This is a genomic window from Chelatococcus sp. GCM10030263, assembly GCF_042666455.1.
Taxonomy (GTDB): domain Bacteria; phylum Pseudomonadota; class Alphaproteobacteria; order Rhizobiales; family Beijerinckiaceae; genus Chelatococcus.
The window spans coordinates 48,587-69,549 of sequence record NZ_JBHTDB010000007.1; the positions used below are offsets into that span (position 1 = coordinate 48,587).

The 20,963-nt window shown below is 64.8% G+C and carries 23 protein-coding genes; 14 read left to right on the forward strand and 9 right to left on the reverse strand.

Translation table 11 applies throughout. The features are described 5' to 3' along the window. Nucleotides 1-43 precede the first annotated feature (43 nt). Both ACFQU1_RS16430 and ACFQU1_RS16435 read right to left on the reverse strand, forming a co-directional pair. Nucleotides 44-1,333 (reverse strand): DNA polymerase IV, encoded by a 1,290-nt coding sequence (locus ACFQU1_RS16430; RefSeq protein WP_378134531.1) that lies wholly within the window; start codon nucleotides 1,331-1,333, stop codon nucleotides 44-46. Then, nucleotides 1,330-1,629 carry a DUF3572 domain-containing protein gene (locus ACFQU1_RS16435; protein WP_378134533.1) on the reverse strand — a complete coding sequence of 100 codons (300 nt, stop codon included), beginning with the start codon at nucleotides 1,627-1,629 and terminating at the stop codon, nucleotides 1,330-1,332. The genes ACFQU1_RS16430 and ACFQU1_RS16435 overlap by 4 nt, the downstream gene beginning before the upstream one ends. 247 nt (nucleotides 1,630-1,876) lie before the next feature. Here ACFQU1_RS16435 and ACFQU1_RS16440 point away from each other — a divergent pair, with 247 nt between their 5' ends. Both ACFQU1_RS16440 and ACFQU1_RS16445 read left to right on the forward strand, forming a co-directional pair. After that, nucleotides 1,877-2,248: a response regulator gene (locus tag ACFQU1_RS16440; RefSeq protein ID WP_378134536.1), complete on the forward strand. Its 372-nt coding sequence runs from the start codon at nucleotides 1,877-1,879 to the stop codon at nucleotides 2,246-2,248. 12 nt (nucleotides 2,249-2,260) lie between these two features. Next, nucleotides 2,261-3,634 (forward strand): PleD family two-component system response regulator, encoded by a 1,374-nt coding sequence (locus ACFQU1_RS16445; protein WP_378134538.1) that lies wholly within the window; start codon nucleotides 2,261-2,263, stop codon nucleotides 3,632-3,634. A gap of 381 nt (nucleotides 3,635-4,015) precedes the next feature. Here ACFQU1_RS16445 and rpmG read toward each other — a convergent pair whose 3' ends face one another. Next, nucleotides 4,016-4,183, reverse strand: coding sequence for a 50S ribosomal protein L33 (rpmG, locus tag ACFQU1_RS16450; protein WP_378134540.1), 168 nt, complete (start codon nucleotides 4,181-4,183; stop codon nucleotides 4,016-4,018). Between the two features lie 219 nt (nucleotides 4,184-4,402). Between rpmG and ACFQU1_RS16455 the strand changes: the two genes are divergently transcribed. The 4 genes from ACFQU1_RS16455 to dprA all read left to right on the forward strand — a co-directional run bounded on the left by ACFQU1_RS16455 (nucleotide 4,403) and on the right by dprA (nucleotide 8,667). Then, entirely contained in the window at nucleotides 4,403-5,362 is a 960-nt protein-coding gene (locus tag ACFQU1_RS16455; protein WP_378134542.1) for an aspartate carbamoyltransferase catalytic subunit, read from the forward strand. Between the two features lie 67 nt (nucleotides 5,363-5,429). After that, complete coding sequence (locus ACFQU1_RS16460; protein ID WP_378134544.1) at nucleotides 5,430-6,725, forward strand: dihydroorotase; 1,296 nt, start codon at nucleotides 5,430-5,432, stop codon at nucleotides 6,723-6,725. Between the two features lie 21 nt (nucleotides 6,726-6,746). Next, nucleotides 6,747-7,349, forward strand: coding sequence for a glycerol-3-phosphate 1-O-acyltransferase PlsY (plsY, locus tag ACFQU1_RS16465; protein ID WP_378134546.1), 603 nt, complete (start codon nucleotides 6,747-6,749; stop codon nucleotides 7,347-7,349). 19 nt (nucleotides 7,350-7,368) lie between these two features. Next, nucleotides 7,369-8,667, forward strand: coding sequence for a DNA-processing protein DprA (gene dprA / locus ACFQU1_RS16470; RefSeq protein ID WP_378134547.1), 1,299 nt, complete (start codon nucleotides 7,369-7,371; stop codon nucleotides 8,665-8,667). Here dprA and mntR read toward each other — a convergent pair. Continuing rightward, complete coding sequence (gene mntR / locus ACFQU1_RS16475; RefSeq protein WP_378134549.1) at nucleotides 8,664-9,113, reverse strand: manganese-binding transcriptional regulator MntR; 450 nt, start codon at nucleotides 9,111-9,113, stop codon at nucleotides 8,664-8,666. The genes dprA and mntR overlap by 4 nt on opposite strands. 107 nt (nucleotides 9,114-9,220) lie before the next feature. Here mntR and ACFQU1_RS16480 point away from each other — a divergent pair, with 107 nt between their 5' ends. Then, nucleotides 9,221-10,516 carry an Nramp family divalent metal transporter gene (locus tag ACFQU1_RS16480; RefSeq protein ID WP_378134551.1) on the forward strand — a complete coding sequence of 432 codons (1,296 nt, stop codon included), beginning with the start codon at nucleotides 9,221-9,223 and terminating at the stop codon, nucleotides 10,514-10,516. 196 nt (nucleotides 10,517-10,712) lie between these two features. Here the strand turns inward: ACFQU1_RS16480 and ACFQU1_RS16485 are convergent, their stop codons facing one another. Further along, on the reverse strand, nucleotides 10,713-10,985 hold the full coding sequence (locus tag ACFQU1_RS16485) for a hypothetical protein (RefSeq protein WP_378134553.1): 273 nt from the start codon (nucleotides 10,983-10,985) through the stop codon (nucleotides 10,713-10,715). Nucleotides 10,986-11,114: 129 nt separating this feature from the next. Then, nucleotides 11,115-11,612, reverse strand: a complete 498-nt coding sequence (gene ruvX / locus ACFQU1_RS16490; protein ID WP_378134555.1) for a Holliday junction resolvase RuvX — start codon at nucleotides 11,610-11,612, stop codon at nucleotides 11,115-11,117. 57 nt (nucleotides 11,613-11,669) lie between these two features. Here ruvX and ACFQU1_RS16495 point away from each other — a divergent pair, with 57 nt between their 5' ends. The 6 genes from ACFQU1_RS16495 to ACFQU1_RS16520 all read left to right on the forward strand — a co-directional run bounded on the left by ACFQU1_RS16495 (nucleotide 11,670) and on the right by ACFQU1_RS16520 (nucleotide 15,868). Beyond that, complete coding sequence (locus ACFQU1_RS16495; protein ID WP_378134557.1) at nucleotides 11,670-12,212, forward strand: MOSC domain-containing protein; 543 nt, start codon at nucleotides 11,670-11,672, stop codon at nucleotides 12,210-12,212. Nucleotides 12,213-12,289: 77 nt separating this feature from the next. Continuing rightward, the gene (locus ACFQU1_RS16500) at nucleotides 12,290-12,988 is read left to right on the forward strand and encodes a metal-dependent hydrolase (protein WP_378134559.1); all 699 of its coding nucleotides are present in this window, start codon (nucleotides 12,290-12,292) and stop codon (nucleotides 12,986-12,988) included. A 111-nt stretch (nucleotides 12,989-13,099) separates the two neighbouring features. Further along, nucleotides 13,100-13,606: a hypothetical protein gene (locus tag ACFQU1_RS16505; protein WP_378134561.1), complete on the forward strand. Its 507-nt coding sequence runs from the start codon at nucleotides 13,100-13,102 to the stop codon at nucleotides 13,604-13,606. 75 nt (nucleotides 13,607-13,681) lie between these two features. Beyond that, nucleotides 13,682-13,969 carry an Asp-tRNA(Asn)/Glu-tRNA(Gln) amidotransferase subunit GatC gene (gatC, locus tag ACFQU1_RS16510; protein WP_378134564.1) on the forward strand — a complete coding sequence of 96 codons (288 nt, stop codon included), beginning with the start codon at nucleotides 13,682-13,684 and terminating at the stop codon, nucleotides 13,967-13,969. Nucleotides 13,970-14,078: 109 nt separating this feature from the next. Next, nucleotides 14,079-15,560 carry an Asp-tRNA(Asn)/Glu-tRNA(Gln) amidotransferase subunit GatA gene (gatA, locus tag ACFQU1_RS16515; protein WP_378134566.1) on the forward strand — a complete coding sequence of 494 codons (1,482 nt, stop codon included), beginning with the start codon at nucleotides 14,079-14,081 and terminating at the stop codon, nucleotides 15,558-15,560. Further along, nucleotides 15,560-15,868: a chorismate mutase gene (locus ACFQU1_RS16520; protein ID WP_378134568.1), complete on the forward strand. Its 309-nt coding sequence runs from the start codon at nucleotides 15,560-15,562 to the stop codon at nucleotides 15,866-15,868. The genes gatA and ACFQU1_RS16520 overlap by 1 nt, the downstream gene beginning before the upstream one ends. A 32-nt stretch (nucleotides 15,869-15,900) precedes the next feature. Here the strand turns inward: ACFQU1_RS16520 and ACFQU1_RS16525 are convergent, their stop codons facing one another. The 3 genes from ACFQU1_RS16525 to ACFQU1_RS16535 are packed head-to-tail and all read right to left on the reverse strand — an operon-like array spanning nucleotide 15,901 to nucleotide 19,099. Beyond that, nucleotides 15,901-17,145, reverse strand: a complete 1,245-nt coding sequence (locus tag ACFQU1_RS16525) for a glycine betaine/L-proline ABC transporter ATP-binding protein (RefSeq protein WP_378134570.1) — start codon at nucleotides 17,143-17,145, stop codon at nucleotides 15,901-15,903. 5 nt (nucleotides 17,146-17,150) lie between these two features. Then, complete coding sequence (locus ACFQU1_RS16530; protein WP_378134572.1) at nucleotides 17,151-18,020, reverse strand: ABC transporter permease; 870 nt, start codon at nucleotides 18,018-18,020, stop codon at nucleotides 17,151-17,153. 53 nt (nucleotides 18,021-18,073) lie between these two features. After that, the gene (locus tag ACFQU1_RS16535) at nucleotides 18,074-19,099 is read right to left on the reverse strand and encodes an ABC transporter substrate-binding protein (protein ID WP_378134574.1); all 1,026 of its coding nucleotides are present in this window, start codon (nucleotides 19,097-19,099) and stop codon (nucleotides 18,074-18,076) included. A gap of 363 nt (nucleotides 19,100-19,462) precedes the next feature. Here ACFQU1_RS16535 and gatB point away from each other — a divergent pair, with 363 nt between their 5' ends. Beyond that, entirely contained in the window at nucleotides 19,463-20,944 is a 1,482-nt protein-coding gene (gatB, locus tag ACFQU1_RS16540) for an Asp-tRNA(Asn)/Glu-tRNA(Gln) amidotransferase subunit GatB (RefSeq protein ID WP_378134576.1), read from the forward strand. Nucleotides 20,945-20,963 lie beyond the last annotated feature (19 nt).

The window sequence follows — 20,963 nt, forward strand, 5'->3', positions numbered from 1 at the left end:
GCGGGAGCTTCGTCCGCGCCGAGCCGATGCCGCCGGGCGTTGCTCAGTGCTTCCGCCGGTGGTCGAAGACGATGCCCTTGAAAACGGCGTCGGTGCCGAAGCGGGCTCTGAGATCGTCGACCGCCCGTTCCATGCGCGCTTGGCGTTTCACCGTCTGGTCGGCGAGATCGCCGTGATCGGCGTCGGCCGCTGGGCAGAGGTCGGCAGCGCCAATGCCGATCAGGCGAAAGCGGGTGCCCGTCAATTCGGGCAGAAGGAGCTCGCGTCCGACCTCGAACAAGCGTCCCGCAAGCTGCGTCGGGGGCAGGCCGGAGCGTGAGCGGCTGCGCAGCTTGAAGTCGGCGGTCTTCAACTTCAGCGTGACGGAACGGCCGGCAAACTCCGCCTTCTTGAGCCGATCCGAGAGTTTCTCGCTGAGGCGCCAGAGAATGGGGATCAAAGCCTCGGCCGAGCTCACATCTTCACTGAAGGTCGTTTCCGCCGAGAGGCCTTTGACTTCCCGGTCCGGGCTGACGCGACGGTCGTCGAGGCCATGCGCGAGCCGCTTGAGGCGCGCGCCTTCACGTCCGATGAGGGCCAGAAGGGTCGCCGGGGAGGCCGCCCGCAGGTCGCTGATCCGGCGAATGCCGGCGCGTTGAAGCTTCTCCACCATGGCCGCGCCGACGCCGAAGATGATCGAGACGGGCTTGTCCGCGAGAAAGCTCTCGACTTCGGCCGCGCCGATGATCGTGAAGCCCCGCGGCTTGTCGAGATCGGAAGCGATCTTGGCCATGAATTTATTGACCGACAGCCCGACCGAGACCGTGATGCCGATTTCCTGCTCCACCCGTCGCGCGAAACGGGCGAGGGTGACGGCGGGGCTCGCATGGTGAAGCCGGGCCGTGCCGCTCAAATCGAGGAAGGCCTCGTCGATCGACAGGGGCTCCACCAGGGGCGTGAGCTCCAGCATCATCTGCCGGATCTCGCGACCGACGCGGGCATATTTGGCCATGTCCGGCTTTATGACGACCGCGTCGGGGCAGGCCCTCAATGCCTGGAACATCGGCATAGCGGAACGGACGCCGTAAGTGCGTGCGACATAGCAGGCGGTGGATACGACGCCGCGCTTGCCGCCGCCGATGATGACGGGCTTGACGGCGAGCGAAGGGTCGTCGCGCTTTTCGATCGCGGCATAGAAGGCATCGCAGTCGACATGGGCGATGTCGAGTGCGTCGCGCTCAGGATGAATGATGAGGCGGGGACTGCCACAGCTGGCGCACCGTCGAGGGGGCGGAACGGCGGCTGTATCGGTCAGACAATCGCGACAGAGGGCGCGTGTCGCCAGGGTGCTCACGGACGCCGGCCTCGATCGACGGCTGCAGCGAGCTGGAGCTGTGCCTTCGCTACCGCCGCCGGATCGAGCCTCAGATTGGCGGCGAAGGTCAGGAGAAGGCCCTCGTCGGACGCGAGATGGTCGAGCACGGCCAAGAGGAAGCCGGGCTGCCGGGCGCTGGCGCGGATCGTCTCCGGCCCAAGTCCAGTGGCAGCGAGAAAGGCGCCCAAGCGTTCGGGGTCGCTCGCAAGGAACGACAGCGCCTGGACGGCGATCTCCTCGGGGTCGGGGGGCGGGGCGGTGCGATGGGTAGCCATGGTCTCGTCCTGCCTTGATGTGGGGCTCAAGTTTGTGTTTCGTCAACGGGTCCGTGCTAATGATCGGCGATGCCGTTGCCGCGCAGATTACACCACCGGATGATGCTGAAGCGAAAGTCCCGGCCGTGATAAGGTGGACATCGGCTCATGGGCGGCATCATGCTCTTGCGTCTTGGAATCGGTCACGTGCATGGATTGAGATCGATGCGATCCTCATCCATCGCGATCTGCGGTATGGGGGTTGCTGATGCGCAAGACGGTGCTCATCGTCGAGGACAATGAGCTCAACATGAAGCTGTTCAGCGATCTCCTCGAAGCCCATGGCTACGCGACGCTGAAGACGTCGAACGGAATCGAGGCCATGGAGCTTGCGCGCAGCGACCGGCCCGATCTCATCATCATGGACATTCAGCTGCCCGAGGTCTCCGGCCTCGAGGTGACGCGCTGGCTCAAGGCCGACGACGAGCTGAAGGCTATTCCCGTCATTGCCGTGACGGCCTTTGCCATGAAGGGCGACGAGGAGCGGATTCGGGAAGGCGGCTGCGAAGCTTACCTGTCGAAACCGATCTCCGTCTCGCGCTTTCTGGAGACGGTGCGTAACTATCTCGACGCGGCCTGAGCGGAGAAAGCAATGTCCGCCCGTGTGCTCGTCGTCGACGACTCGCCCATCAATGTGAGGCTGCTCGAGGCGCGGCTGTCGGCCGAGTATTTCGACGTGATCAGCGCCTCGGACGGACCGGAGGCTCTGGCGATCTGCGAGCAGAATCGCTGCGATATCGTGCTGCTCGACGCGATGATGCCCGGCATGGACGGCTTCGAGGTCTGCCGGACACTCAAGACGCAGCCTATTACCGTCCACATCCCCGTGGTGATGATCACCGCCCTCGACCAGCCGAGCGATCGGTTGAGGGGGCTTGAAGCCGGCGCGGACGACTTCCTGACGAAGCCTGTGGACGACATGGCGCTGATCGCTCGCCTGCGCAGTCTCGTTCGCCTCAAGGCTGTGACCGACGAATTGCGCAGCCGCGTGATGGCCTCGCCGATGTATGGCTTTCGGGATCCGCTCGCGGTCGCCACGGCCGAAACGGGCCAGAATGCGCGCATTCTGGTCATCGAGGATCGCCCCGCGACCGCCGAGCGGCTCGTCGCAGCACTCGCCCCTTACCATCGCGTGGACAGCGAAGCCGACCCGCAGCGGGCCTTGGCGCGCGCCGCCGAGGAGAGCTATGACGTCATTCTCGCCAATCTCGACATCGACGGTTTCGACGGCCTGAGATTGTGCGGGCAGCTACGCGCCGTCGAGGCCACGCGCAATGCCGTCGTGCTCATGATGGCCCGCGCCGAGGACAAGCAGCGCATCCTGCGCGGCCTCGACATCGGCATGAACGACTATCTGCTCAGGCCGGTCGACCGCAACGAGCTGGTGGCGCGCGTTCGCACGCAGGTGCGGCGCAAGCGTTTCGCCGATCGGCTGCGCGAGAGCGTCCAGGCATCCTTTCAACTCGCCGTCATCGATGCTTTGACCGGGCTCTACAACCGCCGCTATCTCGACAGCCATCTCGCGGCCTATTTCGAGGCGCCGGAGCTTGCCGGCCGGCAACTCGTCCTCCTCGTTCTCGATATCGACCGGTTCAAGACCATCAACGATGGCCATGGCCATGACGTCGGAGACGAGGTGCTCAAGGAATTCGCCGGCCGGATCAGAACCCACACGCGCGGCGTCGATGTGGTCGCGCGGTTCGGCGGCGAGGAGGTCGTGATCCTCGTCCCCGATGTGACGCTCGAGGCGGCGCAAGCGGTGGCCGAGCGCATTCGCGAACGGGTGGAATCGGAACCATTCCCGATCCGCGGCGGCGCCCAGCAGATCGGCGTGACGGTCTCCATCGGAGTAGCGTCCCGGCTGCCGTCCGACAAGACCCCTGCGGACCTTCTGAAGCGCGCCGACCTCGCGCTCTATCAGGCCAAGCAAGCCGGCCGCAACAGGGTGGTTGCCGCGGCAGCCTGAGGTTTTCCAGAACTTGGGCCGCGCTGCCTTTCGGCGTGCAACTCCTGCAAACTTAACCCTGACGCATACTTATTCACCGGGAAAGTGATGAGAGCATTGCTTTCGTCGGGGGGATCGCTAGTGTTTTCGAAATGACGGTGTGCAGCGACTGCGCACCCCTCTCTTACCCTACGGAATGCTCAGGTCCGCCGCATCTCCTGGGACCCGTGGGGTTCGGCCGGCCTGGAAACGGCGAACGTGGCCTCCTCGCACGCTGTTTCCGGCCGGCCACCTTCAACGACGACCGCAATAAAAAAGGACGCCCTGAGGCGTCCTTTTTTATTGTCGAAGCTGGGCGGTCCCTTGAACACGCCCACAAGCGTCAGACCCGGGTGGCGGATCTCACTTGATCTTCGATTCCTTGTATTCGACGTGCTTGCGCGCGACCGGATCGAACTTCTTGATCGTCAGCTTGTCGGTCATGGTGCGCGCGTTCTTCTTCGTGACGTAGAAGTGGCCGGTATCGGCCGTCGACACGAGCTTGATCTTGATGGTCGTGGCCTTGGCCATGGCGAAGCACCTCTCGGCGAATATCTGCGCGGTCGCCCGCGGGGCAAATGAAAAGGGCCGGGCGCCGCCCAGCCATGCTTAACTGGGAGATGCGGCATTCGCGCATTGAAGTCAAGTCCGATCACCGCTTTGAGCCTGGGGCGTGGGTAGCGAACTGTCGATTCAGCCACGAGTGATCTTGTTGCCCAGATCGACTCCGCCTATAGCGATGGCTTCAAGATGACAGCCGCCCGCACTGCCGATCGCCCGCCCGAATTCCCTCATCGCCATCTCCTCGGAATCGAGGGGCTGACGCCCGGGGAGATCATCGGTCTTCTCGACCGGGCGGAAGCAGCCGTGGAGGTCAGCCGGCAGGTCGAAAAGAAGCGCGCCACGCTGCGCGGCCGCACCCAGATCAATCTGTTCTTCGAGCCCTCGACACGCACGCAATCGTCCTTCGAGATCGCCGGCAAGCGTCTCGGCGCCGATGTCATGAATATGCCCGTCGCGTCCTCCTCCGTGAAAAAGGGCGAGACGCTCATCGACACGGCCGCGACCCTCAACGCCATGCGACCGGACATCATCGTCGTTCGCCACCACGCGGCCGGCGCGGTCCATCTGCTCGCGCGCAAAGTGGACTGCTCGGTGGTCAATGCCGGCGACGGGGCCCATGAACATCCGACGCAGGCGCTCCTGGACGCGCTGACGATCCGCCGCAACAAGGGCCGCATCGAAGGGCTGCAGGTGGCGATCTGCGGGGACATCCTGCATTCGCGCGTCGCGCGATCCAATATCCTGCTGCTCCAGGCCCTTGGCGCGCGTGTGCGCTGCATCGGCCCCTCGACGCTCCTGCCGCCCGGGCTCGACCGGTTCGGGGTGGACATCTTCACCGATATGCGCGTGGGGCTCGCCGATGTGGATATCGTGATGATGCTGCGCCTGCAGCGCGAGCGCATGAACGGCTCCTTCGTGCCTTCGGTGAAGGAATATTTCCACTTCTACGGGCTCGACCGTGAGAAGCTCGCCCATGCCAAGCCCGATGCGCTCGTCATGCATCCGGGCCCGATGAATCGCGGCGTTGAAATCGACTCTGAGGTCGCGGACGGCGCGCAGTCGCTTATCCGCGAGCAGGTCGAAATGGGGGTTGCCGTGCGCATGGCGGTGCTCGAAGCGCTCGGCAGCCATTTGCCGAACGGTTGAGCGCGTGCGAGCGGCCGGTCTGCAAAAGGCACGATCCGCTAAAGGCACGGTTCGCAAGAGGATTGCCATGTCTGCCCGAGCCCTTCTCTTCAGGAATGCACGCCTGGTCGACCCTGCGACCGGCCGCGACGGCGCGGGCTCGCTCCTCGTCGAGGACGGGGTGATCGCGGACATTGCCTGGGGCACCGCGCCTGAGGGGCCGGAGGGGGCCGAGATCGTCGATTGCGCCGGCTCCGTGCTGGCGCCAGGCCTCGTCGACATGCGCGCTTTCGTGGGCGAGCCCGGGGCTGAGCACCGTGAGACGCTCAAGACCGCGAGCGAGGCGGCGGCTGCCGGTGGCGTCACGACCATCGTCTGCATGCCTGACACCGATCCGATCGTCGACGATCCGGCGATCGTCGAATTCATCCGGCGCCGGGCCCGCGACACCGCCATCGTCAATGTCTGTCCGGCGGCGGCCCTCACCAAGGGGCTGGCGGGCCGTGAGATGACGGAATTCGGGCTGTTGCGCGATGCCGGCGCTGTCGCCTTCACCGATGGGGCGCGCTCCGTGACCAGCGCCCAGGTGATGCGCCGGGCGCTCACCTATGCCCGCGATCTCGACGTGCTCATCCTGCACCATACCGAGGAGCCGGACCTTGTCGGCGAGGGGGTGATGAATGCCGGCGAGCGCGCCACGCGGCTCGGCCTTACCGGTGTTCCGCGCGAGGCGGAAATCATCATGCTCGAGCGGGATCTGAGGCTCCTGCGGCTGACCGGCGGCCGCTATCACGCCGCGATGATCTCGACGGCCGAGTCGGTTGCGCTGGTGGCGCGGGCGAAGGACGAGGGGCTCGCGGTGACCTGCGGCGTCTCCATCAACCATCTCTCGCTGAACGAGCTCGACATCGGCGATTATCGCACCTTCCTCAAGCTGTCGCCGCCGCTGCGCGCCGAGGACGACCGGCAGGCGGTCATCGAGGCGCTGGCGCGCGGCACCATCGATGTGGTCGTGTCGGACCATAATCCGCAGGACGTCGAGACCAAGCGCCTGCCTTTCGCGGAGGCCGCGGACGGCGCAATCGGCCTGGAGACGCTGCTTGCAGCGGGACTGCGCCTCGTCCATGACGAGCGGATGCCGCTCGCGCGATTGCTCGCGGCCTTGGCGGTGCGCCCGGCGGACATCCTCGGCCTGCCGCAGGGGCGCCTGGCGCGCGGTGCGCCCGCCGATCTCATTCTCCTCGATCCCGACGACCCCTATACGCTCGATGCCCGTGAGCTGCGCTCGCGCAGCAAGAATTCGCCCTTCGACGAGGCACGGCTCCAGGGCAGAGTTCTCATGACTTATGTTGCGGGGCGGCTCGTGCACCGCTACCTTCGGTAAGGCGACGGGGGAAAGCCACAGATGAGCGACATCGGGGCATGGCCGCAGGTGCTGGTGGCACTCGTTTTCGGCTATCTGCTCGGTTCGATCCCATTCGGGTTGCTGCTGACGCGTATCGCCGGGCTCGGCGACATTCGTGCCGTCGGCTCAGGCAATATCGGCGCCACGAATGTCCTGCGCACGGGCAACAAGCTCCTGGCTGCCGCGACGCTTCTCGGTGACGCACTGAAGGGCACGGTCGCCGTGCTGATTGCTGCCCGCTGGAGCGAGGGCGCGGCCTTGGTGGCGGCGCTCGGCGCCTTTCTCGGCCATCTCTTTCCGGTTTGGCTCGGCTTCAAAGGCGGCAAGGGGGTTGCCACCTTCATCGGCTGCCTCATCGGCCTCAATATCTGGGCGGCGCTCGCCTTCGCCATCATCTGGCTGGCGGTGGCCTTCCTTGTCCGATACTCGTCACTTGCCGCGCTCGTTGCGAGCGCCGTCACGCCAGCCGTGCTCTTCACCCTCGGGAATGCACCGGCGGCCGTGCTCTTCGTTGGGCTCGCCGCGCTTCTATGGGTGCGGCACCGGGCCAATATCCAGCGCCTCCTCAGAGGCGAGGAAAGCCGAATAGGCAGCAAGGGCTAGAGGCGGGGGAGAGGGGCGTTTGGGGGAGCTTCGTCTCACGGATGAGCAGCGGCTGAGCTGGCTGCGGCTTTCGCGTTCCGAAAGCATTGGCCCCCGCAGCTTCCGTAGCTTGCTGGGGCGTTTCGGCAGTGCCGAGGCGGCCTTGGCAGCACTGCCGGACGTGGCGCGCCGGACGGGGCGATCCATTCATATCACGACCCGTGCCGAGGCCGAGCGCGAGATCGAGCGGGCGCAGCATCTCGGCGTCCGCTTCGTCGCACTCGGCGAGCCCGACTATCCACGGCTGCTCAAGGAGATCGATTCCGCGCCGCCGATCCTCGGCATTCGCGGCGAGGCGGTGGTTCTCGCCCGTCCCATGGTTGCGATCGTCGGATCGCGCAACGCCTCCGCCGCCGGTCTGAAATTCACTGAGCGGCTCGCGGCCGGGCTCGGCGAGGCCGGCTTCGTCGTCGTGTCCGGCCTCGCACGGGGGATCGATACCCGCGCCCATGCCGTGAGCCTGGCGAGTGGCACCGTGGCCGTGCTGGCCGGCGGGCATGACCGGGTCTACCCGGCGGAGAATCAGGAGCTCCTGGAGCGCATCGCGGGGCAGGGGGCCGTCGTCTCGGAAATGGCCATGGGCTACGAGCCGCGGGGCCGCGACTTTCCACGGCGCAACCGCATCGTCTCCGGCGTGGCCCTTGGCGTCGTCGTGGTGGAAGCCGCCCGCCGGTCTGGCTCGCTCATTACCGCCCGTTTCGCACTCGAACAGGGACGGGAGGTATTTGCCGTCCCAGGGTCGCCCCTCGATCCGCGGGCGGAGGGGACGAACGATCTCATTCGCCAGGGGGCGACGCTCTGCGCCGATGTGGAGCACGTCGTTTCCGCGCTCGCGCCCTTGATCGAAGCCGAACGACCGCCGCTGGAGGCCTGGAACGACCAGTCGCGGGAGGATGCGGGTGAGCCGCTGTGGGATGAGCTCGACATGGCCGACGTGCCACCGGCGCCGACCGCCCCTCTCGGGTTTTCGTATGACGGCCTGCAGGATGGAGTTGCGCCATCGCGCGACCGATCAGCCATCCTGTCGGGAGAAATCACGCTCGCGAGCCATTCGCAAGGCTCGGGCATCGGCCCGGAGACGCCGCTCGCCGATGGGCATTCGCTTCACGGCCGGCGGCTGCTGGCGCTCCTTGGCCCGTCGCCTGTGCCGCTCGACGATCTTGCGCGGCAGTCGGGGCTCGCCGCGCGCGAGGTGCAGCGGGCGGTCGTCGAACTCGAACTTGCCGGTTATGTCATGCGCCACGCCGGCAACGGCGTATCCTTGAAGTATCCGGCCTAGTCCCGGGCGGCAAGAAAACGCGCGAAGGCGGCGAGCGTGTTGTCTGAGACGTGGTGTTCGATGCCCTCCGCGTCCGTCTCCGCATCGTCCCGCGGCACGCCGACCGCAACGAGCAGTTCCACCACGAGCCGGTGCCTGGCGCGCACGCGCTTGGCCAGTTCCTCTCCCGATGCGGTCAGAAAGATACCGCGATAGGGCTTGCCGCTGACGAGGTTCTCGCGTCGCAGCCGGCCGAGCGACTTGATAACGGTTGCATGCGACACGCCGAGGCGGCGGGCGATGTCGACGGGCCGCGCCTCGCCATCGACCTCCAGGAGGTCGGCAATGAGCTCGACATAATCTTCCGCCAGTGCTGCCGACCGTGCACGGCGGGCCTGCCCGAAGCGCTCCGCCTCGGCCGCTTCCTGCTCCCGTGGCGATGCGGTGCTGTCCGGCCTTCCCTGCATTCGTCCTCCCCTCAAGGCCTTGCCCGATGAAGCATCGGCCCAATATTTATACCTTCTTGTCAAAAATGTAGCTTAGGCTACATTCCTCTTCGATGCCAGACAGCACGATGCGCGATGTGACGGCCAAATCCAGCTTGAGCGACCGGACGGCCGCGGCCATCGGCGACGTGTTGAGCGGCGAGCGGCGCGGCATCCGATCGATGCTTCTCTTCGCCGGCCCCGCGGTCGTCTCGTCCATCGCCTATATGGACCCGGGCAATTTCGCGACCAATATCCAGGCCGGCGCCAAATATGGCTACAGCCTCCTGTGGGTCGTGCTGATGGCGAATCTTATCGCCATGCTGTTCCAGGCGCTATCGGCCAAGCTCGGCATCGTCACCGGCCGCAACCTCGCGGAAGTCTGCCGCGACGAGAGCCCGAAGGCGCTCGTCTGGGTGATGTGGGGCGTCAGCGAGGTCGCGGCCATGGCGACCGACCTGGCCGAGTTTCTCGGCGGCGCGATCGGGCTGTCGCTTCTGTTCCATATGCCGTTGATGGCCGGGATGGGGGTCACGGCGGTCCTGACCTATGCCATCCTGCTCGTCGAGGGGCGCGGCTTCCGGCCGATGGAGATGATCATCGGGCTCCTCGTCGGCTTGATCGGCCTCTGCTATCTCGTCGAGATGCTGATCGCTCCGGTGGACTGGCGCGAGGCTGCCTTGCACATCATCCAGCCCAGCATGCCCGGAGGCGAAGCGCTCGCCATCTCAGTCGGCATTATCGGCGCGACGGTCATGCCGCATGCCGTCTATCTCCACTCCGGCCTGACGCAGAAGCGCGCCCCGGCGCGCGACAACCGCCAGCGGCGCGTCCTGCTGCGCTTTTCCAATTGGGAGGTCGTCCTCGCGCTGGCAGTCGCCGGCCTCGTCAATATGGCCATGGTGATGATGGCATCGGCTGCCTTCCACGAAGGTCATGCCGAGGTGGCGGAGATCGAGACCGCCTATCATACTTTGACGCCGCTTCTCGGGGGCGCAGCGGCTGCCGTCTTTCTCGTGTCCCTGATCGCCTCGGGCATATCGAGCTCGGTGGTCGGCACCATGGCCGGCCAGATGATCATGCAGGGCTTTATCGGCGTGCGTATTCCGCTCGTCATCCGGCGCCTCGTGACCATGCTGCCCGCTTTCGTCGTGGTCGGGCTCGGCGTCAATGCGACGGAGGCACTCGTCTTCAGTCAGGTCATCCTGTCCTTCGCGCTTCCCATCCCGATGATCGCGCTCGTCGTCTTCACCCGACGGCGCGACATCATGGGCGAGTTCGCCAATGGTCGGCTGACCGATATCGCCGCGATCGTCGGGGCAATCGTGGTCCTCACTCTCAATAGCGTTCTGTTGCTGCAGGTCTTCGGGGTCGATCTTCCCTGATGCAGACAAGTTGAAACGTGCTCAGCCGCGCACTGGCCCAAGCCGTCACACGCCCGTGCCGCGCCCCTGCCGCCGCGGAGACGGCAAGGTCGCGAAAATCGGCGCGCGTGCCGGTTTATTAGTAGGCTCAGCTGACGGTCAGTGGACCTGCATGACATCCTCAGCAGATACAACTAATCGTTCCGTCATCTGTTAATCATCTCGCCAGTTGTGCTCTTATTTCCGTGACGGGGCGGCCGCGTCGTGCGGTTTTTCGAGCCTCCTCGCGCACCATTTCGAGGAAATAGGCGATCACATCGAGGCGAGCCTTGCGCGACATATCAGCTAGTTCTCCCGAAAGCTGGGCAATATAGATCGCGATCTCGGTGGGATCTATGTTGTCTTGCGGACTGGGGAGAGAAGTATCGTAATCGTGTTGAGTGCCCTGTCGTAGTCTATGTTCTTCCATAAGCATTTGTTTAATATCCATCAAAAATTGGTGTTCATGGAATTATGGGATTATCAAAATAACTAAGCACTGACGCATTACGACCTTAGTAGAATTATGGCAAAAATGTAGCACATATATTTGGGATTCGCGAACAAAAAAACGGTCCAATCAATCGTTCTGGGCTGGATCGCGGCCGCGTCTGCTGAGCTCCGAGAGCCGGTCGAGAACTCCCTGGAGAATGTACCCGGCGGCCACCTTGTCGACGACCTCGGCACGGCGCGCGCGCGAGGTATCGGCGGCGATCATCGCGCGATTGACAGCAACGGTGGTGAGTCGTTCGTCCCAGAGAACGACGGGCAGGTCGAGAAGGGGGCCGAGATTGCGGATGAAGGCGCGGGTCGCCTGGGCGCGCGGTCCCTCCGAGCCATCCATGTTGAGGGGCAGGCCCACCACGAGGCCGCCGATCGCGTGCTCTGTGCAGATGGCGGTGAGCCGCGCGGCATCTTTGGTGAATTTCGTGCGCTGGATTGTCTCGAGAGGCGTGGCGACCACGCGTCTCACGTCGGAGAGCGCGAGCCCGATGGTCTTGGTGCCGAGATCGAGACCGAGCAGTCTTCGCCCGGGCTCCAGATCCCTGAAACTCTCAATCGATACGATCGTCGCCATCGCTTCGTGCTAACACGCGCGTCGCTAGGGGCAAATGCTCGCAGAAGGAGATTCGTGATGAGCGGGGTTGTGACGGCGGTCAGCTGCGATCGAGAACACCGGTTCAGCAAACCCAATCTCGATGCGATCCGGCTCGTTGTCGGGCAGGGCGTCGATGGCGATGCCCATTGCGGCGAAACCGTCAAGCATCGCTCGCGCGTCAAAGTCGATCCGAGTCAGCCCAATCTCCGCCAAGTCCATCTCATCCATGCCGAGCTGCACGAGGAGCTTACTGCGGCGGGCTTTGCCGTATCGCCCGGCGCCATGGGTGAGAATGTGACGACGCGCGGCATCGATCTTCTCGGCCTGCCGGTCGGCACCTTGCTTTTCCTGGGTGACGAGGCCGCTGTTCTGGTCACCGGGCTGCGCAACCCTTGCGCTCAGCTCGACCATTTCCAGCCTGGTCTGATGAAGGCCGTACTCGGATGCGATGCCGAAGGCAATCTCTTGCGCAAGTCCGGCGTCATGGGCATCGTCCAGCGTGGCGGCCTGGTGCGCCCCGGCGATCCCATCCGGATGGAACTGCCGCCGGAACCGCATCGCCGTCTCGCGCCGGTTTGACGGACATCCCGCTTTCCGACCTCGGCACAGTTGACCTATGGTCGCCCGCAACTGGCATCGTAATACGGGAGTGCGCCATGCAGATCACCTGGTTCGGACATTCCGCCTTTCGGCTGGACTTCGCCGGAAAGGCCGTCTTGATCGATCCCTTTTTCACCGGCAATCCCGCTTTTACCGAGGATCCGAAGACGGCCATGGCCGGGGTGAGCCACATCCTGGTCACGCACGGCCACGGCGATCATATCGGCGATACGCTCGCCATCGCCAAGGAGACCGGCGCGACGGTGGTCACCAATTTCGATCTCGGCATGTGGCTCGTCTCTCAGGGGCTCGAGCGCTTCGAGCCGATGAATACCGGCGGCACGGTGGACCTCGGCGGCTTCAGCGTGAGCCTCGTGCGGGCCGACCATTCCGCCGGCCTCACCGAACAGGGCGTCAATGTCCCGCTCGGCAGCCCCAATGGCGTGATCGTCAAGGCGCCCGGCGAGCCGACCGTCTATCACATGGGCGATACCGATATCTTCGGCGACATGGCGCTGATTGCCGAGATTCACGAACCGGAGGTCGCTATGGTGCCGATCGGCGATCGCTTCACCATGAGTCCGTTGACGGCAGCGCTCGCGGTGCGCCGCTTCTTCAAGCTCAAATGCGTTATTCCTTGCCACTATGGCTCGTTTCCGATCATCGAGCCCAATGCGGATAAATTCGTTGCTGCGATGCACGACCAGGGCACGAAGGTCGTCGTTCCCACGAAGAACGAGGCCTTCACGGTTTGAGGCAAGGGCCGGGGGACGGGCGGCGGTTAACCTTGCCGTCAGCTCGTCGTCGCATTGGCCGGGTTTTGGTGCGATAACCTGTTTACGAAGTCTTTACCCCGACGGCGGTGAATGAGACATCTGCGCGCCGAACCCCTGCCAGAACGGGTCGCCGACCCGGCGATGGGACAGCCCGGCCTCGTCGTGGACGATGCCGAGCTGACGGGCGCCTGGATCGCGGTCGATCTCGAGTCGTTACCTTTCGTTCCGCTGCCGCATGCGCGCCTCATGTCCTGGACATATGGCGGCTCGGTTGGAGGCGGTTTCGGTCGAATGTCGGTCCTCCAGCCGATCGCGAGCGCGGTTCCGCCTGAGCCGCCCAGGGATGCTGCGACGATGTCGGACGATGAAGCTCTTGCCGGAACGATCCCGCCCGATCGCATCGTGAGTCTGGGCGCAACCTCCGGAGCCTCGACCCGACAAGCCAGGACGGGCGAGGACGAGCGTGCCCGCAAATGGGCGCTCGCCGTGCGGCGGCGCCAGCGGGAACTCGATGCCGCTGCCCTCAACCAGGCAGCCGTCCAGAACAGGGGCGAGGGCGAGTTCATGCCGGGTGCGTCGCCGTCCAGCCGCCGTTGACCGTTCGCGGGTTGCGGCGTGAAATGTCCGGGTGCTATAGCCCGTCGACCCGCAATCATATCCCGGTCCGCGTTCATGTCCGTCGACGAGAAGACCGTTCGCCGCATCGCGCATCTTGCGCGCATCGCCGTCGCAGACGAGGAGATCCCTCACCTGCAAGGTGAGCTCAATGCCATTCTCGCCTTTGTGGAAGAGCTCGATAAGGTCGATGTCACGGGCGTGGAGCCAATGACGTCGGTGACGCCCATGGCCTTGCGGCAACGGCCGGATGAGGTGACGGACGGTGGCTCCCCGGAGGCGATCCTGGCCAATGCCCCGGTGTCGGAAGACAATTTTTTCGTGGTGCCCAAAGTCGTCGAGTGAGCCTTGGCGCACGCGCGCACAGCAGGTGGTGCGGCACAGCCGATTATCGAGTGGATGGCCGCGCCGATCTCCGGGCCATGCATCAACCGGCGCAATGACGAGAGACCCAGTGACCGAACTCACGGACCTTACCCTTTGCGAAGCGCGCGATGGCCTGGCCGCCAAGCGCTTCTCGGCCAAGGAACTCGCAGAGACGCATATCGCCGCAGTCGAGGCGGCGCGGCCGCTGAACGCCTATGTGCTGGAAACACCGGAAAAAGCGCTGGAACAGGCTGCCCAAAGCGATCGCCGTATTGCTGCCGGCGAGGCCCGGCCGCTCGAGGGCATTCCGCTCGGGGTGAAGGACCTTTTCTGCACGACCGGGGTGCGCACCACCGCCTGTTCGAAGATCCTCGGCGAGTTCGTGCCGCCCTACGAGTCGACGGTGACCGCGCAGCTCTGGCGTGACGGCGCCGTGATGCTCGGCAAGCTGAACAACGACGAATTCGCCATGGGCTCGTCCAACGAGACATCCCGCTTCGGGCCGGTGGTCAATCCCTGGCGACGTCAGGGCTCGAACGCCGCGCTCGTGCCTGGCGGCTCCTCCGGCGGCTCGGCGGCGGCGGTGGCCGCGCGCCTCTGCCTCGGCGCGACCGCCACCGACACCGGCGGCTCCATCCGCCAGCCGGCAGCCTTCACCGGCACCGTCGGCATCAAGCCGACCTACGGGCGGTGCTCGCGCTGGGGGATCGTCGCCTTCGCATCTTCTCTCGATCAGGCAGGGCCGATCGGCAAGACGGTGCGCGACTGCGCGGTGCTGCTCAAGTCCATGTCCGGCCACGATCCGAAGGACAGCACCTCGGCTGACGTGCGCGTGCCGGATTTCGAGGCGGCGGTCGGCCGCGGCGTGAAAGGCCTCAAGATCGGTATCCCGAAGGAATATCAGGTCGAAGGTATGCCGCAGGAGATCGCCGATCTCTGGCAGAAAGGGCGGCAGTGGCTGGAGGATGCGGGCGCGACGGTGGTCGACATCTCGCTGCCGCATACGAAATATGCGCTGCCGGCCTATTATATCGTGGCGCCGGCCGAGGCCTCCTCCAATCTCGCGCGCTACGACGGCGTGCGCTACGGCGCGCGCGTGCCGGGGCAGGGCATCGTCGAGATGTATGAGAACACGCGCGCGGCGGGCTTCGGCAAGGAGGTCCGGCGGCGCATCATGATCGGCACCTATGTGCTATCGGCCGGCTATTACGATGCCTATTATCTGAGGGCGCAGAAGATCCGCACCTTGATCAAGCGGGACTTCGAGACTGTGTTCCGCGACGGGGTCGATGCCATCCTGACTCCGGCGACGCCCTCGGCCGCCTTCGGTCTTGCCGAAATGGAAACGGCCTCGCCGGTCGAGATGTATCTCAACGACGTCTTCACGGTGACCGTGAATATGGCGGGCCTGCCCGGAATATCCGTGCCCGCGGGGCACGACTCCCAGGGCCTGCCGCTCGGCCTGCAGCTCATCGGCCGGCCCTTCGACGAGGAGACGCTCTTCGCGGCCGGGCAGGTCGTGGAGGCGGCGGCCGGCCGCATGAAGCTGCCCGAGGCGTGGTGGGCGTGATGGCGGAGGCCACGTCCGATCGCGCGGTGCTGGCTGCGTTTCGGGCCGAGATCGACGCGATCGACGCCGAGATGGTGGCCCTCGTCGCGCGGCGCATGGCGGTCGTCGATCGGGTCATTGCGGTGAAGCGCGCGCAGGGCCTGCCGGCACTCATTCCCCACCGGGTCGAGGACGTTGCGGCCCGTGTCCGCGCCGAGGCCGCGCATCGCGGCGCACCGCCGGACCTTGCCGAGACGTTATGGCGGACCATGATGGACTGGGTCATCGCTTACGAGGATGCCCAGCTTCGCCCGCGGCCCTCGCCCTGATCCGTCGCAAGCTGCGGTGGCGAGGCCGCCGGTCAGGCGGCCGGCTGCGCGTGCTTCAGTGCTTCGGCGGGGCTTTCGGCTTGCTCCTCCTCCTTCGACGGACTATCGCTGCCCAGCATCTCGCCGACGTCTTCCGGGCGTAGGACACCGGCAAAGTCGCCACGCTCGTCCACGATCGGAATCGGGTGCTGATGTTCGAGGAGCGCCGGCAGCACGGTCTCGATCGCGCAAGCCGTCGTTGCCGACGGCAAGTGTTCGGCGACTTCGGACGCGGCAGTCGTCCTGCCTTGCTCGTTAGCGGCGCGCTCGAGCACGTCCTTGGTGACGACGCCTGCAAAGCGCCCGTCGTCGACAACGTAGCCGACATCGGTGCGCATGCGTCGCATGGCAGCCAGCGCCTCGCCGATCGACTCGGCCGTTAGACGCAGTGCAGGCGGTTTCATCAGCGTCTCGACCGTGAGCGCACGGGCCCGGTTCACGTTGCGCACAAAGCTTTCGACATAGGCGTCGGCCGGCTTCAGCAGGATGTCGGCCGGCGTGCCGACCTGGACGAGAGCGCCGTCGCGCAGCACGGCGATGCGATCGGCGAGACGCAGCGCCTCGTCGAGATCATGCGTGATGAACACGACCGTCTTACCGGTGCTGCGCTGCAGGTTGACCACCTCGTCCTGCAGTTCGCTGCGGATCAGGGGATCGAGCGCCGAGAAGGCTTCGTCCATGAGAATGATATCGGTATCGGCCGCGAGTGCGCGCGCGAGCCCCACCCGCTGCTGCATGCCGCCCGAAAGCTGGTCGGGATAGTGGGTCTCGTATCCGGAGAGGCTGACACGCTCGATCCACTCCCGAGCCCGAGCCAGCCGCTCCTTCTTGGGAACGCCGTGGATCGCCAGGCCGTAGGCCACGTTTTCGATCACCTGGCGGTGCGGCAGAAGGCCGAAGCGCTGGAAGACCATGGTGATCCGCTTGCGGCGCAGGCGGATGAGCTCGGCGCGCGACAACGAAAGGATGTTCGTGCCGTCGATACGCACCTCTCCGTCGGTTGGATCGACCAGCCGGTTGATGTGGCGCACCAGGGTCGACTTGCCCGAGCCTGACAGGCCCATAATGACGAAAATCTCGCCTGCCTCGATGGACAGCGAGACGTCGTGCAGGCCGACCACATGGCCGGTTTCGTCGAGCAGCGTCTTCTTGTCCGCGCCTTGCCGCAGACGGGCGAGCGCCTCGCGCGGTGCCTTGCCGAAGATGGTGGTGACGCGATCGAGTTCGATGAGAGACATTCGGCTCACGCTCCTGCCTTGCGGTGGCGCTGCAGCCGCTGGCCGTAGGCTTGGGTGATGCGGTCGATGACCACGGCGAGCACGACGATCGTCAGGCCGCCAACGAGGCCCATTCCGGAATCGTTGCGCTGCAGCCCCAGCAACACCGTCTCGCCGACGCCGCGTGCACCGATCATCGAGGCGATGACGACCATGGACAGCGCCAGCATGGTGGTCTGGTTGATGCCCTGCATGATTGCGGGCAGCGATAAGGGAATCTGGACCCCGCTCAAGATCTGCCAACGGGTGGCGCCGAAGGCTCGGCTCGCCTCCACGACGGCGTAATCGACCTCGCGGATGCCGAGATCGGTGAGGCGGATCAAGGGTGGGGCCGCATAGACCACCGTGGCCAGGATCGCGGGCACCTTGCCGAGACCGAAGAGCATCGCGGCGGGGATGAGATAGACGAAACTCGGGATGGTCTGCATCAGATCGAGCAACGGCATCAGAATGCGTCGCACCGCCGCTGAAGAGGCGGCCGCGATACCGAGCGGCATGCCGATGACGACGGAGATCGCCACAGCCACCAGAATGATGGCGAGCGTCTGCATGGCCTGATCCCACATCCCGAGGGCGCCGATGAGCCACATGCCCAAGGCTGCCGCCACCGAAAAGAACGGCTTGCGGCTCGCATAGAAGGCAATTGCCCCCACCGCGGCGATCAGGACCACCGGCGGCACGGCCCGCAGCCCGTGCTCGACAACGAGGAGCACCGACAGAATGGCGGTAGAAATGGTCTCGAAAAGTGCGCCGTACTGGGTAACGAGCGCATCGACCGCATCATTTGTCATGCGCGCGAGCGGCGCTCGCAGGTCTGGGAAAAGATCAATTGTCATGAAGCATCTCAAATGAAAGGGCGCCCCGCCTGAGGCGGGGCACCGAAACGGCGTTAGAGCGCCGCCTTGACGCGTTTGGCGACATCGTCAGGCACCCACTTCGTCCACAGGTCCTGTCGGGTCTCGAGGAAGTGGTGAGCGGCCGTTTCCATCGAGCCGTCATGGTCCTGGGCGTAGGCGAGCGCCTCCGAGACGAGCGCACTGGTCGTCTTGTAGTTCTTCAGGAAGGCGACCAGATCGCCTGCCTTGTCCGCGAGTCCCGCGTTCAGGCCGATCTTCACCGAGATCTGCGGATAGGCGGTCGCCTTCTTCACCTCTTCGGGCGACTTGGCGTCCATCAGCTGTTGCCAGGCGGCATCGTCATAGGCCGGCTCCTCCAGCGCCACGACTTGGTCGCCGAGCTTGCCGAGCAGCCAGGTCGGGCCCCAGTAATGGAACACGATCGGCTTCTTGCGCTTGATGCTACCCTCGACCGCTGCGATGAGGGCTGCCCCGGTGCCCGGGCGGAAGTTCACGAAATCCTTGTCCAGGCCATAGGCGTGAAACTTCTTGGTGTTGACCATCTCGCAGGCCCAGCCCGAGATGCAATTGTAGAAGCGGCCCTTGCTCGGTTCCTCCGGATCCGTGAACAGCGCCTTGAACTTCGGAAGATCGGCGACGGACTTCAGCCCCTTGGCGGGAGCGTCGTCACCCTCGACCAGATAGCGCGGAACGAACCAGTTCTGGTACGCATCGGGAAAGTTTACGCCGACTTCCCGCACCTTGTCGTCGGCCAGACCCTTGGTCCACACCTCGGGTGAGGTGTTCGACCAGATCTCCATGATCACGTCGATGTCGCCGCGCACGGTGCCCGCGTAGAGCGGCACGGTGGTGCCGGGGATCGAATCCGTCTTGCAGCCGTAGCCCTTCTCCAGGATGAAGCGGGCCACATCATTGTGGAAAACTGCGGAATCCCAATCCAGGTCGCCGAAAACGATCGGCCGGTCGATCGGGCAGCCCTGCGCTGCAGCGGGGGCGGGCGCAAGGGCAGCCCCGGATGCAAAAAGAAGCGCCGCTGCCGCGGATCGGATGAACTTCATCATGTTCTCCTTGGTTGATGTGGGATAAATATTTCGAATGTAGATCAGTCGAACTAATCACTAATCGAACAAAAGAAGTAATACCGAGCACGAGCGCATCGTGTTCAGCAAAATGTCAGTGCGTCGGTTGGCGATTTGCGCCCAAATTAAGGCGGTATCCCTTCAAGATCAACCCCGGAAGCCTAATTAATCTCTAAAATATTGATGCGTCAGCAAAAATCAGCTTGATCGAGCGACCCGGATGGGGGAATCGCGAGACGGTTTCGCCCTCGCCGCCGCGTGACAGTGGGTGCTCCACACTTGACGGACAGGCGCTCGCCGGGCCAAGCGAAGGGCACACGTGTTGCAGACGAGGCTGACACCATGAACGCGCATATGCGGGCCGCAGAGCCGGCCAAGTTCATCAAGGGCGCGACCGGCGATTGGGAGGTCATCGTCGGCATGGAGATCCATGCCCAGGTGAGCTCGAAGTCGAAGCTCTTTTCCGGCGCCTCGACCGAATTCGGCGGCGAGCCGAACGACCATGTCTCGTTGGTGGATGCGGCCATGCCGGGCATGCTGCCGGTGATCAACGCCGAATGTGTCGCCCAGGCCGTGCGGAGCGGGCTCGGGCTCAAGGCTCAGATCAATCTGGTTTCCGTCTTCGACCGGAAGAACTACTTCTATCCGGATCTCCCGCAGGGCTATCAGATCAGCCAGTACAAGAGCCCGATCGTCGGCGAGGGCGAGGTGATCGTCGACATGCTCGACGGCTCGCGCTTCACGGTCGGCGTCGAGCGCCTGCATCTCGAGCAGGACGCGGGCAAGTCGCTGCACGACCAGCACCCGACCATGAGCTTCGTCGATCTCAACCGCTCGGGCGTCGCGCTCATGGAGATCGTCTCCCGGCCGGACCTCCGCTCGTCGGAAGAAGCCAAAGCCTATGTGACGAAGCTCAGGACCATCCTGCGCTATCTCGGCACCTGCGACGGGGACATGGAGAAGGGCTCGCTACGCGCCGACGTCAACGTGTCGGTGCGCCGGCCCGGCAAGCCGCTCGGCACGCGCTGCGAGATCAAGAACGTCAATTCGATCCGCTTCATCGGCCAGGCGATCGAATATGAGGCGCGCCGCCAGATCGACATCCTGGAAGACGGGGGCGTCATCGACCAGGAGACGCGGCTTTTCGACGCGAACAAGGGCGAGACGCGGTCCATGCGCTCCAAGGAGGAGGCGCATGACTACCGCTATTTCCCCGATCCCGATCTTCTGCCCCTCGTCATCGAGGAGGCCTATGTCGAAGAGCTGAAGCGGCATCTGCCGGAACTGCCCGACGAGAAGAAGGCCCGTTTCGTCGAAAGCTATGGCCTGTCGTCCTATGACGCGGCCGTGCTCGTCGCCGAACGCGAGACGGCCGATTTCTTCGAGGCCGTGGCAAAGGGCCGTGATGGCAAAGCCGCTGCGAACTGGGTGATCAACGAGCTCTTCGGCCGCCTCAACAAGGAAGGGCTGACGATCGGTAATTCGCCGGTCTCCGCCGATCAGCTCGGCGCCATCGTCGATCTCATCGGCGAGGGCGTCATCTCGGGCAAGATTGCGAAGGACCTGTTCGAGATCGTCTGGAGCGAAGGCGGCGACCCGCGCCGGCTCGTCGAGGAGCGCAGCCTCAAGCAGGTCACCGACACCGGCGCCATCGAACAGGCCGTTGATGCTGTGATCGCCGCCAGTCCCGACAAGGTGGAGCAGGTCAAGGCCAAGCCCTCGATGCTCGGCTGGTTCGTCGGGCAGGTGATGAAGTCGACCGGCGGCAAGGCCAATCCGCAGGCCGTCAACGCCCTCCTCAAGGCAAAGCTCGGCATCGAGTGATGCCGTGACCGGCCCATGT